The sequence below is a fragment of the Lentzea alba genome, assembly GCF_047445655.1.
Classification (GTDB): domain Bacteria; phylum Actinomycetota; class Actinomycetes; order Mycobacteriales; family Pseudonocardiaceae; genus Lentzea; species Lentzea alba_A.
Genome location: NZ_JAJAEG010000001.1, coordinates 20,230 through 34,088, shown reverse-complemented (window position 1 = coordinate 34,088; position 13,859 = coordinate 20,230). Strand labels below are relative to the sequence as shown.

Sequence of the window (13,859 nt, the reverse complement as noted above, 5' to 3'; positions counted from 1 at the left end):
AAAACGTGTGCTCACGCGGCGGATACGCGAACTCATCGCGGAGAGTAGTACACAGGTACTCACTCGCCGTATTGCATCGGTCACCTATATGTGGTCGGATGGTGTTGTCAGAAACCTCCGCCGCCCTTTACCTGGAGGTTCTTTCGTGCGGAAAATCGCAATGGTCGCGCTCTCATTGGCCGCCGGCTTCTTGGTGACCACGCCCGCGGTGGCCGCTCCGGCTCCGTTGACGCTGACCAGCACGGCGTACAAGAACAACGGCAACATCCCGGACAAGTACTCCTGCGCCTTCGACCACAAGGCCGGCAACGACATCTCCCCGCCCCTGGCCTGGACCGGCGGCGACGTGCCCGCCCAGTCCTACGCGCTCGTGTTCATCGACACCGCGAACGGCGGGAAGCACTGGGCCGCCTGGGACATTCCTGCCACGGCGACCGGTTTGCCCGAAGGGCTGAAGAAGGGCTACGACGTCGTGGAGCCCGACCTGAAGGGCGCTCACCAGCGCGCGATGGGCAACGCTTCGGTGAACGAGCAGTTCTTCGGCCCGTGCCCGCGCTCGAAGCACAAGTACGAGTTCACGCTCTATGCGTTGAAGGTGAAGAACCTGCCGGGCATCAACAAGAACTCGAAGGTCGCCGACGTGGAGGCCGCTGCCAAGAAGGCTGCCTCCGGTCAGGCGAAGCTGGTCGGCTTCTCGACCGCGAAGCCGTAGCGCCACGAGGTGAGAACGTGCCCGTGTGCACGCGTGCACACGGGCACATCCTTGATCCGTAAGGATTTGAGGGCTGCAACTGTCAGACCCCGCGTGTAGCGTCGACTGCGCCAGACGATCACGGGGAGTGTGGCAGCGTGACTGCGTTGCGTAACAAACGGGCGCCGGCGAGGTTCGCTGACCGCGCCGAGGCCGAGGCTTACGTGGCCTCGGTCTGTTTCAAGCACGGGCCTCCGAGGCTGTTCGGCGTGGAGCTCGAATGGACCGTGCACCACGCGGAAGACCCAGGTCAGACGCTTGACAAGGCCAGGTTGGCAGCGGCGCTCGGTGAGCACGCACCACCTACCCTCGTACCGGACAGCCCCCAGAGGCCGCTACCGAGCGGCACACCGTTGACCGTCGAACCGGGCGGGCAGGTCGAGATCTCCACTCCTCCCTGCACCAGCCTCCCGGACCTCTTCCGGACGGTCGCCGAAGACATCTCCCAGCTCACAGCCATGTTGGCGGACCACGGTCTCGTGCTCGGCGACCGCGGCGCCGACGTGCACCGCCCTCCCACGCGCATGTTGCAGGTGCCCAGGTACGCCGCGATGGAGCACGCGTTCAGCGACGTCGGTGGCGACGGCATCGCGATGATGTGCAACACCGCCGGATTGCAGGTGTGTCTGGACTTCGGCGAGGAGAAGCACCTCAGAGACCGGTGGGCCGCCGTGCACCAGCTCGGGCCGGTGCTCATCGCGTTGTTCGCGAACTCGCCGAGCATCGGCGGGATGCACAACGACTGGGCGTCGGCCCGCATGCGGACGCTCTACGGCACGGATCCCGTGCGCACCAGGCCAAGCGCTGTGTGTGCCGATCCGGCCCAGGCTTATGCAAGACGTGTCGTCGACACACCGGTGATCGTTGTCCGCGGCCCGAGTCCTAGTTGGATTCCGCCGCGAAGACTGACGTTTGCCGACTGGCTGAACGGGGCACTCGACCGCAGCCCCACCAGTGACGACCTCGACTACCACCTGACGACGATGTTCCCGCCGGTGCGACCGCGCGGCTACATCGAGATCAGATATCTGGACACACCCGCGCCTGGCGGGTGGATCGCGCCGAGTGCGCTGCTCGTCGCGCTGTTCAGCGATCCGTCCGTTGTGGACGGTGTGCTGGCGGCGACGGAACGGGCGGCCGGGCGGTGGCTCGTCGCCGCACGGCACGGGATGGCGGACGAACGCATTGCCAGAGCGGCGCACGACGTTGTGGCCCTTGGCGTTGAGGCGTTGCACCGCACCGGTCTTTCTCATGATCAGATCAGCGCCATCAGCCGGGAGCTTGAGGGGAAGCTGTGACGGAAGAACTCCGCGAGCACGTGGCGGAGGAACTGTTGCGTTCGCGCGCGCGTTCCACTGCCTTGACCGATGCCGTCGACGAGCACGATCTCGTCCGGCAGCACTCGAAACTGATGTCGCCGCTGGTCTGGGATCTGGCGCACATCGGCAACCAGGAGGAGCTCTGGCTCGTTCGCGACGTCGGCGGTCGCGAACCGGTCCGCAGTGACATCGACGAGTACTACGACGCGTTCAAGTTCTCTCGAAGCGTCCGCCCCGAGTTACCGCTGTTGAACCCGGTGGAGACGCGACAGTACGTAGGGGACGTGCGCGGCAAGGTGTTCGACGTGCTGGAGAAGGTCCCGCTGGAGGGCCGCAAGCTCGTCGAGAACGCCTTCGCGTTCGGCATGATCGTGCAGCACGAGCAGCAGCACGACGAGACGATGCTCGCGACGCACCAGCTGCGCACGGGCGAACCGGTGCTGCACGCACCACCGCCGCCTACTGGAAACCTCGTGCCCGCAACGGAAGCGTTCATTCCGGGCGGTCCGTTCGAAATGGGCACATCGGACGAACCGTGGGCGTTGGACAACGAACGGCCCGCGCACACCGTCCACGTCGACTCGTTCTTCATGGACACCACACCGGTCACGAACGGCGAGTACGCGGAGTTCGTGCTGGCCGGTGGGTACGACGACCGTCGCCTGTGGACGGAGGAGGGCTGGCAGCACCGGACTTCCGCCAAGCTCAGCGCTCCCCGGTTCTGGCACCGCGATGGGACATCGTTCAGCCGCACGGCGTTCGGCGTCACGGAGCCGATTGTGCCGGACGAACCCGTTGTGCACGTGTGCTTCCACGAGGCTCAGGCGTACGCGACGTGGGCGGGCAAGCGGCTGCCGACCGAGCAGGAGTGGGAGAAGGCCGCCCGCTACGACGCGGAGACCGGTACGACCAGGCGTTATCCGTGGGGTGACGAGGATCCGGCCGAGATCCACGCCAACCTCGGCCAGCGCCACCTGCGTCCGGCGCCGGTCGGTGCGTATCCGAAGGGTGCTTCGCCCGCCGGTGTGCACCAGCTGATCGGTGACGTGTGGGAGTGGACGTCGACGGACTTCCACGGCTATCCGGGCTTCGAGGTCTTCCCGTACCCCGAGTACTCGAAGGTCTTCTTCGGGCCGGACTACAAGGTGCTGCGCGGTGGTTCGTTCGGCACCGACAAGTCGGCGATCCGCGCGACGTTCCGCAACTGGGACTATCCGATCAGAAGGCAGATCTTCGCCGGCTTCCGCTGCGCCAGGGACGCCTGACCGATGTGCCGCCACCTGGCTTACCTGGGCCCCGCCGTGCCCTTGGCCAGCCTGCTCTACGACGCACCGCACTCGTTGGAGCACCAGTCGTACGCGCCCGCGGACATGCGGGCCGGTGGAACCGTGAACGTCGACGGCTACGGCGTCGGCTGGTTCCCCGGCCCGGTCCGGTACCGGCGCGCCGGCACGTTGTGGAGCGACGCGAACCTGCGTCAGCTGGCTTCCGTGTCGTCGACGGCTTTTCTGGCCGCGGTCCGCTCGGCCACTGTCGGTATGCCGGTGGCCGACGCGGCGTGCGCGCCGTTCACCGACGGCACGTGGTTGTTCAGTCACAACGGGCGTGTCGACGGCTGGCCTGGGAGCGTGGCCTCGTTGGCGAAGACCTTGGACGTCACGGATCTGCTGACCATGGACGCGCCGACGGACTCGGCGCTGCTGTGGGCCGTTCTCCGGCGCAGGCTGGAAACCGGGAAGAACCCGGCTGAGGCGCTTGTTGAACTCGTGCGAGAGATGGCGGACGCGGCTCCGAAGTCGCGCCTGAACTTCTTGCTGACCAACGGAAAGGTGCTCGCGGGCACCACGTGGACCCATGCCCTGTGGGTGCTCGAAAGAGGACAGAGCGTGACGCTCGCGTCCGAACCGCTTGACGACGACCCTGGCTGGTGGGAGATCCCCGACCGGCACGTGGTCACCGCCGTTCCATCCACTGTGGAGGTTCGACCGATATGACCGAGCCGGTGCTGGACGTTCATCTCAAGCCCGAGGACGCCGCGCACGCGTTACGCGCCGACGTCCGCGCCGGGCTGACCGCGAACCCGAAATGGGTCTCGCCGAAGTGGTTCTACGACGCCGTGGGCAGCGAGTTGTTCGAGGACATCACGCGGCTGCCGGAGTACTACCCGACCCGCGCCGAACGTGAGGTGCTCTCCGACCGAGCTGCTGAGATCGCCGCGACCACCGGCGCGCATTCGTTGGTGGAGCTGGGTTCCGGCTCGTCGGAGAAGACCAGGCTGCTGTTGAGCGCACTGCGCGAGCACGGCACGCTTCGGGAGTTCGTGCCGCAGGACGTCTCGGTGTCGGCTTTGACCGAAGCCGCGCACGCGATCATGGCGGACTACCCGGGCCTGCGGGTGCACGGCGTGGTCGGCGACTTCACCCAGCACCTGTCGCTGCTGCCCGGCGAGTCACCGCGGGTGGTGGCGTTCCTGGGCGGGACGATCGGCAACCTGATCCCGGAGGAGCGCGAGAAGTTCTTCCGGACGGTGCGCGACGTGCTGCAGCCGGGGGAGTGGCTGCTGCTCGGGACGGACCTGGTGAAGGACCCTGATGTGCTGGTGCGGGCGTACGACGACTCGCAGGGCGTGACGGCGGAGTTCAACCTGAACGTCCTGAACGTGCTGAACCGCGAGGTCGGCGGAGACTTCGACGTCGACGCGTTCGAGCACGTGGCGTTGTGGAACGCCGAGCAGGCATGGATCGAGATGCGCTTGCGCGCCAAGCGAGACATGCGCGTATCGCTCGCTGCGCTCGGGTTGACCGTTGAGTTCCGCGAAGGTGAAGAACTGCGGACCGAGGTGTCGGCGAAGTTCCGCGAGGACGGCGTGCGTGCGGAGCTCGAAGAGGGCGGATTCTCCTTGCACCGCTGGTGGACCGACTCTCTGGGGCGTTTTGCCGTCTCATTGGCGCAAGCTGTGTAAGGGACCCTCCGATAGGCGGGTACAAACGCTGCACGGTCGGTGATGGGCTGCACGCGTGACGTCATCACCTGCATCCGTGCTCGTGCGAGTCGCGCTTTCCGGCGCACTCGTGCTCGGCACCATCGTTTCCGGTCTGGGCACCGCAGCCGCCCAGACCGAGTCCACCAGACCCGCTGCCTGGGGGCAGTGCGCGGCTGACGTTCTCGCCGGTCTCCCCGCCTCGGTGACGCCCGAGGAAAGGGCGCGCCTCACCTGCGCCGTCCAGGAAGTGCCCGTCGACCACTCGCGCCCGCGCGGCGAGAAGACGGGCATCGCCATGATGAAGCGCCCGGCGAACGACCCGGCGCGCAAGATCGGCTCGATCTTCCTCAACCCCGGCGGCCCCGGCGGCTCCGGCCTGCTGCGCGGCGCCGTCGCCAAGAACTACTTCCCGGCCGCTGTGCTGGACCGGTTCGACGTCATCGGCTTCGACCCGCGCGGCGTCGCCCGCAGCAACCCGTTGCGCTGCTTCCGCACCAAGGAAGAGGCCGACGCGGTGAACCAGGGCTGGTACGCCCTGCCGCGGACTCGCGAAGAGATTTCCAGCTCGATCCGGCAGTCCAAGGTCTACACCGACTACTGCAAGATCAACGCCGGCCCGCTGCTCAACCACATGTCGACCGAGGCCGTTGTGCGCGACCTCGACATCATGCGCGAGTCCGTCGGCGACAAGCAGCTCAACTTCGTCGGCTTCTCCTACGGCACGCTGATCGGCTCGACCTACGCGAACATCTTCCCGTCTCGGGTGCGCGCGATGGTGATCGACGGCAACGTCGACCCGCAGCTGCGCCTGACCAACGGCGCGGAGTACGACCGCCAGCGCGCTCGCGGCTTCGAGATCGCTCTCGACGCGATGCTCAAGCGTTGCGACAGCGCGGGTGTGGCGAAGTGCGCGTTCGCCGGGGACGCGCGCTCCAAGTTCGAGTCCATGAAGAAGGCGCTGGCCGCGGGACCGGTCACGCTGCCCGACGGCAGCAAGGTCGGGCTCGACACTCTGATCGGCCGCGTCGCCGGTGACCTGTACTCGGTGCCGCGCTTCGGCACTTTGGTGGCATGGATGCAGAGCGTCTACGGGGCTCTGAACCCGTCTGCCGCCGCTTTCGGTGTTCAGTCCACTGTGGACCTCCCGGCACCGCTGCCGAACCAGAACGGCCGCCTCGACGTCGATCCCCTGGAATCTGGCGCGCTGCCGGAAACCCCTTACACCGCGGACGACTCGTACTTCGGCGTCAACTGCACCGACAAGCCGTTCCTGCGCACCAACCGCTTCTGGGAGCGGACGGCCAACAAGTGGGAGAAGGAGTCGCCCACCTTCGGCCGCTACCAGGCGGGCTCCGACCTGCTGACGTGCCCGACCTGGCCGACCCGCAACCCGGACCGCTGGATCGGCCCGTGGAACCGCAAGACCGCGAACCCGATCGTCGTGGTGGGCAACTACTACGACCCGGCGACGCAGTACCTGTTCTCGCAGCGCATGGCCAAGCAACTCGGCAACGCGCGACTGGTGAGCGTTGACTCGTTCGGCCACTGCATCCTGGGCCGCTCGGCCGGCACCGACGCGGTGGTGGCGAAGTACCTGCTGGACCTCACGGCGCCGGTTGACGGCTCGGTGTTCCAGCCGAACGTGCAGCCGTTCGCCTAGTCGGTTCGGTGGCGGTGCTCCTGGAGTGCCGCCACCGCCCGCGTCACAGCAACGCGCTCCTGACGATCAACACCACCGCGCTTGCCCCCGCCACGATCAACATAGGGGTCCGGATCCCGCGCGCGTCGAACTTCTTGCGCAAAGGTCCGGACGCGAGGAACCCGGCGATCAGGAACGGGACGAGGGCGAGTCCTGTCCACAGCTGGTGTGACGTGACCTGGCCGGCCGTGAGCAGTCCGATGATCGACGCGCCGGAGCCGAGTACGAAGAACGCCGCCAGCGTTGCCCTGACCTGCGGGCCGGCCTGGTTCTGGTAGAGCAGCGCCACCATCGGGCCACCCACCGCGGTTGCCGTGCCGAACGATCCGCTTGCGAAGCCGGCGGTCACCAGTGACTTCGGGCGGGGTTCCGGGCGCCAGGCGGTGATCGACAGCAGTACGCACGCCAGTACCGAGCCGCCGACCACCAGGCCGAAGCCGCGTGGGTCCAGGGCGTCGACGATCAGGATGCCTACGACGGTGCCTGGCAGGCGGCCCAGCATCGCCCAGCCGACGCCGCGCCAGTCGACGTGGCCGAACTCGCGTGCGAGGGACATCGAGGCGTGCGCGGTGGCGACCATCAGGACGGGGACCGGTAGGAGTGCTGGGTCTAGCAGTGCTAGTAGTGGCACGGCGACTAGGGCCAGGCCGAAGCCGATCAGGCCCTGCAGCAGGCCTCCCAGCGCTACGACGAAACCGGCTGCGGCCACCAACCCCCACGACATAGTTAGCGATGCTAATGGGTGGGCGGCTCGACCAGGTTTCGTTCGGTGTTCGCCTGGTGTTGGTAAAGCGCACTTACGATCCGCGCCATGACTGCGTCCCGCCGTTCTTTCCTGCTGGGCACCGGTGCGACCGCTGCCGCTGCTGCCCTGGTCACGCCCGCGAACGCAAGCGCTGACATCGTTGTCGGCAGCCACAGGCCGGACGCTGACAAGCGCAGGTTCACGCTTGCTGTGATCCCGGACACGCAGTACATGTTCGATCTCGACCGCGGCGACTCGGCGCCGTTGAAGGCGACGCTGCAGTACCTGCTCGACCATCAGAAGTCCGAGAACATCGTCTTCATCAGTCACCTCGGTGACCTCGTCGAGAACGCGCGGAAGAGCGAGATCGACGACATCAGCGAGCGGTTCGAGGTGCTTGACCGGTGGCGGGTCGGGTACAGCGTGCTCGCGGGCAACCATGATCTGCCGGACTCGCGCACTGACGACCAGCGTGGGCGCACGCCGTACCTCGACAAGTTCGGGCCGCAGCGGTTCCGCAACTCGCCGACGTTCCGCGGAGCCAGTCAGGACGGGTACAACTCGTTCCACGTGTTCAAGGCCGCCGGCAAGGAGTGGCTGGTCCTGGCGCTCGACTGGCGCATGTCCGCCAAGGGTTTCGAGTGGGCGCGCACAATCCTGAAGCAGCACGCGAAGTTGCCGGTCATCCTCACGACGCATGAGCTCGTGTATGACGGTGGCGATGGCAATGCGGCGATGTCGGACTACGGGCGCAAGCTGTGGGACGAGCTGATCAAGGACAACGACCAGATCTTCCTGACGTTGAACGGGCACTTCTGGCCGCCGGCGCGCGCGACAATGCGCAACGCCGTGGGTAACGACGTGCACGTGCACATCACGAACTACCAGGACCGCTACTACGGTGGCGGCGCGATGATCCGGCTCTACCACTTCGACCTCGATCGCAAGACGATCGACGTGCGGACGCTGTCGCCGTGGCTGCTCGGCAAGCGGTCCCTAAACCCGTTGGAGCGCAAGGAGATCGAGCTGACCGGGCCGGTCGACCGGTTCAGTGTGCCGATCGACTTCGAGCAGCGGTTCGCGCGCTTCGACCCGCCGGTCCTGCCGCCCCCGCAGCCGGTCAAGGATGTCCTGCTCAGGGGAACCGTCGCGTACTGGCGGCTCGGTGAGGGGCTGAAGGACCTGTCGGGCAACGGGAACGACCTCACGCAGACCGGCGCGCTGGAACCGTCCGACGACCACGCCAGGTTCGCGCCATCACACCGCAGCCTGTACTTCGGCAAGAACGGCTATCTGACCACTGTGGACAGTGCGCCGATCAACAGGCAGACGTTCGAGCGCGGGTACACGATCGAGATGTTCCTCAAGCTGCCCAAGGACTTCAACCACCCGTGGTGTGGCCTGTTCACCAAGCTCGCGCCCGGTAGTGCGGCCGGCAAGACCGGGGACGACCCGAGCGAGCCGATCGCCACGCTGAACCTCGCGGGTGGCGGCGGGCTGCAGTGGGCGGTGTTCCCGCGCAACCTGCCGGGGCTGTCCACGAACTGGGGTCACGAGATGGACTTCGAGACCTGGTGGCACGTCGCGGTGGTCAACGACGGCGTCCACACAACGATGTATGTCGATGGATCTCCCTTGCTGCGCAACCCTTCCACGCCCGCGCGGGGCATCTCCACGGCCGGTGACCCGTGGCTCGTCGGGGCCTACGCGTACAACAAGATCGTGGAGAAGTCGTTGCACGGCTGGATCGGCGACATGCGGGTCGTGAACCGGCCGCTGGACCGCTCCGAGTTCATGCGGTCGAAGGCAGCCCGAACCGCTGGAACAGACTGAGGTCGAAGAACGACGAGACGCGCGCGATCCGGTCGTTCCTGATCTCCAGCACCTGGAGGTTGAACGGCCGGAACTCGTCGCCGTCCTGCAGGTACAGGCCGTACGCTGGCTGGCCGTTCGCCTCCACGGCGAGCATGCGGGCGCGGTGCGGGACGGCCGGGCACTGGTTGACGAGGTGCCACGCCACCAGGTCCGGGCCGTGGTACCACTGCGGGTACGGCGGCATCTCCCAGACGACGTCCTCGGTGAACATCCCGATGATCGCCGGGATGTCCTTGGCCACGAACGCCTTCACCCACCGGTCGAGCAGTTCCTTCGCCTCCGCGGGCTCGGTGACCGACTCCTCGGTGAGGTCCTTGAGCTGCGCGTGCGCCCGTTGCAGGGCGCTGTTCACGGCCGCGACGGTCATGTCGAGCTGGTCGGCGGTCTCGGCGGCGGACAGCCGTAGGACGTCGCGCAGGATCAGCACCGCGCGTTGCCGTGGCGGCAGGTGCTGGAGCGCCGCGACGAACGCCAGCCGCGTCGACTCGCGTTCGGTGACGATCGCAGCCGGATCGGTCGGGAACGGCTCCAGCCACGGGATCTCGTGGTTCTGGGTCAGCGGGTCGTCCTGCGAAGAGCTCGTCGACAGGCCGAACGGCAACGGCCGGCGGGAGCGGGTGTCGAGCGCGGTGAGGCAGACGTTCGTCGCGATGCGGTACAGCCACGTGCGCACCGACGAACGGCCCTCGAACTGGCCGTACGCCTTCCACGCGCGCAGGTACGTCTCCTGCACCAGGTCCTCGGCGTCGTGTAACGAGCCGAGCATCCGGTAGCAGTGCGCGAGCAACTCGCGGCGGAACGGGTCCGCCGCGGTCGCGAAGTCCACGGTCACGCCTGTGCTCCGATCGCTTTCTGCAGCCTGGTCACGAGCGTACCGATGTGGTCTGACAATTCCTGGGGCTCGTGCACCTCGAAGTCGATCCCGATGAACAGCAGGTAGAACACCATCCGGTCGAGTGACTCCGCGCCGGTGCGCATCAGGCAGGAGTTGTCGTCGATCGGTTCGAGCGACACGGACATCGGCGACGTGCGTTCGGCGACCTCGCGCAGCGGGGCGTGGATCGTCAGCACCGCCTGGTAGGTGTAGACGTTGGACGCGACCTGGCGTGAGACGAACTCGGCCAGCGACTCGGCCGGTGGCTCGCGCGGTGTGAAGCGGGCGGCGAGCGTGGGTTCGGTGGTGATCCGGTCGACGCGGAACGTCCGCCAGTCCTCTTTGGACACGTCCCACGCGACGAGGTACCAGCGGCGCCCGGTGTGCACGAGACCTTGCGGCTCCACGAGTCGTTTCGCCGGCTCGCCTTGCGTTGGGGCGTAGGTGAAGCGCAGCTGCTGGTGGTCACGACAGGCGGCCGCGATGATCGTCAGCGTCTCCGGGTCGACGGTCGGGCCGGCAGCGGTCAACGGAGTGGTGTGGGCCTGGAGTGCCTGGACCCGTCGGCGTAGACGGGTCGGCAGGATCTGTTCCAGCTTCGTGAGCGCGCGGACCGACGTCTCCTCGATGCCGGCGATCGTGCCGTTCGCGGCGGTCCGGAGCCCCACCGCCACGGCAACGGCTTCGTCGTCGTCGAGCAGCAGCGGCGGGAGTTCCGCGCCCGCGCCGAGCTGGTAGCCGCCGGTCGCGCCGGGCAGTGACGTCACGGGGTAGCCGAGGCTGCGGAGCTTGTCGACGTCGCGGCGGATCGTGCGGACGTCGACGCTCAGTCGATCGGCGAGCTCGGGACCCGTCCAGTCGCGCCGCACCTGCAGCAGGGAGAGGAGTTTCAGCAGCCGTGCGGACGTCTCCAGCATGTGACGAAGTTTAGATTCCATTGCGGACAACGGCCTGCGCTGGCTAGGGTTGCGTCATGACTGCCGGGTCGGCCTTGTGCCGTGAGCGGAACGGTTGCCCGGCCCTGACTTGATCAGGGCCCCTCCAGCCCGCGCGTTTCCTCTGGGACAACGCGCTTGGGAGAGGAGGTGATGCGCAATGCTTCCCAACGTTGGTGATGTCTTCTCCGGGAAGGTCGTCTCGACCGTCCCGTTCGGTTCGTTCGTCGAACACCCCGCCGGTGCACACGGGCTCCTGCACGGCCAGCAGGCCGAGGTAGGTGCTTCGGTGCAGGTCAAGGTGCTCGCGGTGGACGCGGAGCAGCAGCGGTTCAGCCTTGAGCTGGCCTAACACGTGATCACTCGGGCAGAGGCGCCCTGCCCGAGTTCGTCACGGCTTCCGGTAGTCCGCGCACTCCACGATGAGGCGGTCGTGCAGGTTTCTGCGGTGCCCCTGTTCCTGGGGCGCCGGACCGAGCGCGTCCGCCGGACTCGTGACGTCGTGCAACAGCCGGTACAACACGACATCCGTTGCGGTGTAAAGCCAATCGTCCGCTTTGCCGGGCGGTGCGGCCGGTCCGAGCATGTTCTCGAACCACGCCGGGAACAGCAGATCGCGTGCGACCGCGTCCTCGATCCGGGCGCGGATCAGTTCGCGTGCCTCCGCGACGGCTTCATTGCCCGCTGACTTGGCAGCGGTGTCCTTGGCGTGCGATTCGTCGTTCGGTGCCTCCGGGCGTTCTTGTTGCGTGATCGTCCGCCACTGCTTGTACTTCTTGCGCCACAACGATTCCGCGTTGGGTGGCAGGTTCGTGAGGGCTTCGGCGGCGTCGATCGCCTCGTGCGCCTTGCGGTCGAACTCGGCGATGGCCTTGCGGGTGTCCTTGGCTTCCTGCGGCGTGAACGTCTTGCGCGCGTAGGCTTCCTGGCCCGCGAGGATCCTGGCGATGAGCGGCTTGCCGATCTCCGGCCAGGTGTCGAAGTCCGCCTTCTGCGTCTCGCCGGCCCGCACTTTCCGGTTGAGGGCAACGAGAAGCCGTTCGAGCCGGTGCACGCTTTCGGCGAGCTCGGTGACGCGATCGTTGGTCTTGGTGATCTTGCGGGTGGTGTCGCGGAGCGCGTTGGTCGTGCTGAGTTGTTGTTGCGCGGCGTCGGTCTGCGCGTTGTCGATGCGGCTGCCCAGCGACTTGATGTCCTTCTTGAGCCGCTCGACCTTGTCGTCGAGTGCCTTCACCGGGTCGATGTTCATCATCGCAACGTCCTCCAGGCCCACCACGCGACGCCCGCCAGCACGGCCAGCGCCGCCCAGCCGTTCGCCAATGGTGTCAGCAAGACGGCCAGGAGAGCCGCCGCGATCGCCGCTGTCCTGGCGCGCGGTTCCCAGACCTTGCGGCCGACCGGGTCCACGAGGACCGCGGCCGCGACGGCGAGCGCGAGCACGACCGACAGCAGCGACCAGCCGTCGAACCAGCCGATGACCACGATCAGGGCCGCGACCGCCGTGCCCGCGGCGATCGCCCGGTTCGGCACCGTCAACCGGGCCGCCTCGACGTCGCGGCGGGCCTGCATCACGGCCTCGACCTCTTTGTCGGTGTCAGCTAAGAGCGCGGGGAAGTCGGGGCTGCCGGGTCCTGCTGCCTGTAATGCGCGTAGTGCTGTTCGCAGCGCGTGCTGGCGGTCGGCCAAGCGGGCGAACGGATCGGCTGCCATGCCCCGAAATCGTGATCAACACACCCCGTGGGCCGCCAGACCTGTCGCCTGAGTTGGTCCGGTTGCCGACGAACTTCCCTCAACTGGACCAACGAGGTCTCGAATGAGTGAGACGACCTCGTCCGGTGCCTCCTCGGCCATGAAGTGCCCGGCGGTCGTGGTCGAGAACCGCAGATCGGTGACCCACGGGCGCCAGATCGCGGTCGCGTCGAACCCCAGTTGGCTGCCCCAGTCCTGCTGCAGCACGGCGACGGGCATGGTCAGTTTGTTGCCTGCTTCGAGGTCGGCGCGGTCGTGGTCGACGTCGATGGTCGCGAGTGCTTTGAAGTCGGCCACGATCGACGGCACCGACTCGCGGCAGGCCGTGAGGTATGCGGCCCTCACGTCGACGGGGAAGGGCCTGTTCGACCACGCGTCGAGGAAGTGGCCGAAGAACGCGTCGGCGCTGTTGGCGATCATGGTTTCGGGCAGGTTCCCCGGCTGGGCCATCAGAAAGAGGTGGAACGCCACTGCTGCCTCGCGTCCGTGCAGCACGTTCCACGTGTCGAGGACCGGGAGGCTGTCGAGCAGGCCGACGTGGCTGATCCGATCCGGGTGGTCCAGGCCGGCGCGGATCGCCACGTGGACCCCTCGGTCGTGGCCGATCAGCGCGAACTCGTCGAGCTGCAGTGCGTCGGCGAGGCCGATGATGTCGTTGGCCATCGTCCGCTTGTCGTAGCCGTCTTCCGGCTTGCTGCTGGCGCCGTAGCCGCGCAGGTCGGGGCAGATGACGGTGTGGTGCTCGGCGAGCTTCGGGGCCACGTGCCGCCACATCAGGTGGGTCTGCGGGAAGCCGTGCAACAGGATGATCGGGCTGCCCTCGCCGCTGATGGCGGTGTTGAGCTCGATGCCGTCGGCGACCTGGATCTTCTGGGTGTTCATGGGAACCAGGATCAGGCGGGCCGATCAGCAGCGGATTAGCATCGGGT

Annotated in this window: 14 protein-coding genes; 8 read left to right on the top strand and 6 right to left on the bottom strand. The window is 67.1% G+C overall.

Going from position 1 to position 13,859, the window contains the following annotated elements; all coding sequences use genetic code 11:
* The first annotated feature begins 145 nt into the window (after window positions 1-145).
* From LFM09_RS00175 to LFM09_RS00150, 6 genes are all read left to right on the top strand, one after another.
* On the top strand, window positions 146-712 hold the full coding sequence (locus LFM09_RS00175; RefSeq protein ID WP_414094133.1) for a YbhB/YbcL family Raf kinase inhibitor-like protein: 567 nt from the start codon (window positions 146-148) through the stop codon (window positions 710-712).
* 137 nt (window positions 713-849) lie between these two features.
* On the top strand, window positions 850-2,049 hold the full coding sequence (locus LFM09_RS00170) for a glutamate-cysteine ligase family protein (RefSeq protein WP_414094132.1): 1,200 nt from the start codon (window positions 850-852) through the stop codon (window positions 2,047-2,049).
* Entirely contained in the window at window positions 2,046-3,335 is a 1,290-nt protein-coding gene (gene egtB, locus LFM09_RS00165) for an ergothioneine biosynthesis protein EgtB (protein ID WP_414094131.1), read from the top strand. Before LFM09_RS00170 ends, egtB begins: the two co-directional genes overlap by 4 nt.
* Before the next feature lie 3 nt (window positions 3,336-3,338).
* Entirely contained in the window at window positions 3,339-4,064 is a 726-nt protein-coding gene (gene egtC / locus LFM09_RS00160) for an ergothioneine biosynthesis protein EgtC (RefSeq protein ID WP_414094130.1), read from the top strand.
* Complete coding sequence (egtD, locus tag LFM09_RS00155) at window positions 4,061-5,032, top strand: L-histidine N(alpha)-methyltransferase (protein ID WP_414094129.1); 972 nt, start codon at window positions 4,061-4,063, stop codon at window positions 5,030-5,032. Before egtC ends, egtD begins: the two co-directional genes overlap by 4 nt.
* 76 nt (window positions 5,033-5,108) lie before the next feature.
* Window positions 5,109-6,713 (top strand): alpha/beta hydrolase, encoded by a 1,605-nt coding sequence (locus LFM09_RS00150; protein WP_414094128.1) that lies wholly within the window; start codon window positions 5,109-5,111, stop codon window positions 6,711-6,713.
* 43 nt (window positions 6,714-6,756) lie between these two features.
* On the opposite strand, the gene LFM09_RS00145 is transcribed toward LFM09_RS00150, so the two are convergent.
* The gene (locus LFM09_RS00145) at window positions 6,757-7,476 is read right to left on the bottom strand and encodes a TSUP family transporter (RefSeq protein ID WP_414094127.1); all 720 of its coding nucleotides are present in this window, start codon (window positions 7,474-7,476) and stop codon (window positions 6,757-6,759) included.
* 87 nt (window positions 7,477-7,563) lie between these two features.
* On the opposite strand from LFM09_RS00145, the gene LFM09_RS00140 reads away from it, so the two are divergent.
* A complete protein-coding gene (locus LFM09_RS00140; protein ID WP_414094126.1) occupies window positions 7,564-9,330 on the top strand; it encodes a LamG-like jellyroll fold domain-containing protein in 1,767 nt (588 codons plus the stop codon).
* On the opposite strand, the gene LFM09_RS00135 is transcribed toward LFM09_RS00140, so the two are convergent.
* Together LFM09_RS00135 and LFM09_RS00130 are read right to left on the bottom strand one after the other, a co-directional pair.
* Window positions 9,290-10,204 (bottom strand): sigma-70 family RNA polymerase sigma factor, encoded by a 915-nt coding sequence (locus LFM09_RS00135; RefSeq protein WP_414094125.1) that lies wholly within the window; start codon window positions 10,202-10,204, stop codon window positions 9,290-9,292. The two genes, LFM09_RS00140 and LFM09_RS00135, sit on opposite strands and share 41 nt — an antisense overlap.
* Complete coding sequence (locus LFM09_RS00130; protein WP_414094124.1) at window positions 10,201-11,163, bottom strand: helix-turn-helix transcriptional regulator; 963 nt, start codon at window positions 11,161-11,163, stop codon at window positions 10,201-10,203. The genes LFM09_RS00135 and LFM09_RS00130 overlap by 4 nt, the downstream gene beginning before the upstream one ends.
* A gap of 178 nt (window positions 11,164-11,341) precedes the next feature.
* Between LFM09_RS00130 and LFM09_RS00125 the strand changes: the two genes are divergently transcribed.
* Complete coding sequence (locus LFM09_RS00125; RefSeq protein ID WP_414094123.1) at window positions 11,342-11,533, top strand: S1 RNA-binding domain-containing protein; 192 nt, start codon at window positions 11,342-11,344, stop codon at window positions 11,531-11,533.
* 39 nt (window positions 11,534-11,572) lie between these two features.
* On the opposite strand, the gene LFM09_RS00120 is transcribed toward LFM09_RS00125, so the two are convergent.
* Genes LFM09_RS00120 through LFM09_RS00110 form a run of 3 tightly spaced genes read right to left on the bottom strand, consistent with a single transcriptional unit; the run spans window position 11,573 to window position 13,812 of the window.
* A complete protein-coding gene (locus LFM09_RS00120; RefSeq protein ID WP_414094122.1) occupies window positions 11,573-12,433 on the bottom strand; it encodes a hypothetical protein in 861 nt (286 codons plus the stop codon).
* Window positions 12,430-12,891: a hypothetical protein gene (locus tag LFM09_RS00115; RefSeq protein ID WP_414094121.1), complete on the bottom strand. Its 462-nt coding sequence runs from the start codon at window positions 12,889-12,891 to the stop codon at window positions 12,430-12,432. Before LFM09_RS00115 ends, LFM09_RS00120 begins: the two co-directional genes overlap by 4 nt.
* A 15-nt stretch (window positions 12,892-12,906) precedes the next feature.
* A complete protein-coding gene (locus LFM09_RS00110) occupies window positions 12,907-13,812 on the bottom strand; it encodes an alpha/beta fold hydrolase (protein WP_414094120.1) in 906 nt (301 codons plus the stop codon).
* Window positions 13,813-13,859 lie beyond the last annotated feature (47 nt).

Bases quoted from the DNA above. Each gene is read 5' to 3' on its own strand.
- egtC (WP_414094130.1), top strand. From the start codon at position 3,339: ATGTGCCGCCACCTGGCTTACCTGGGCCCCGCCGTGCCCTTGGCCAGC.
- egtD (WP_414094129.1), top strand. From the start codon at position 4,061: ATGACCGAGCCGGTGCTGGACGTTCATCTCAAGCCCGAGGACGCCGCG.
- LFM09_RS00145 (WP_414094127.1), bottom strand. From the start codon at position 7,476: ATGTCGTGGGGGTTGGTGGCCGCAGCCGGTTTCGTCGTAGCGCTGGGA.
- LFM09_RS00140 (WP_414094126.1), top strand. From the start codon at position 7,564: ATGACTGCGTCCCGCCGTTCTTTCCTGCTGGGCACCGGTGCGACCGCT.
- LFM09_RS00130 (WP_414094124.1), bottom strand. From the start codon at position 11,163: ATGCTGGAGACGTCCGCACGGCTGCTGAAACTCCTCTCCCTGCTGCAG.
- LFM09_RS00125 (WP_414094123.1), top strand. From the start codon at position 11,342: ATGCTTCCCAACGTTGGTGATGTCTTCTCCGGGAAGGTCGTCTCGACC.
- LFM09_RS00120 (WP_414094122.1), bottom strand. From the start codon at position 12,433: ATGATGAACATCGACCCGGTGAAGGCACTCGACGACAAGGTCGAGCGG.
- LFM09_RS00115 (WP_414094121.1), bottom strand. From the start codon at position 12,891: ATGGCAGCCGATCCGTTCGCCCGCTTGGCCGACCGCCAGCACGCGCTG.
- LFM09_RS00110 (WP_414094120.1), bottom strand. From the start codon at position 13,812: ATGAACACCCAGAAGATCCAGGTCGCCGACGGCATCGAGCTCAACACC.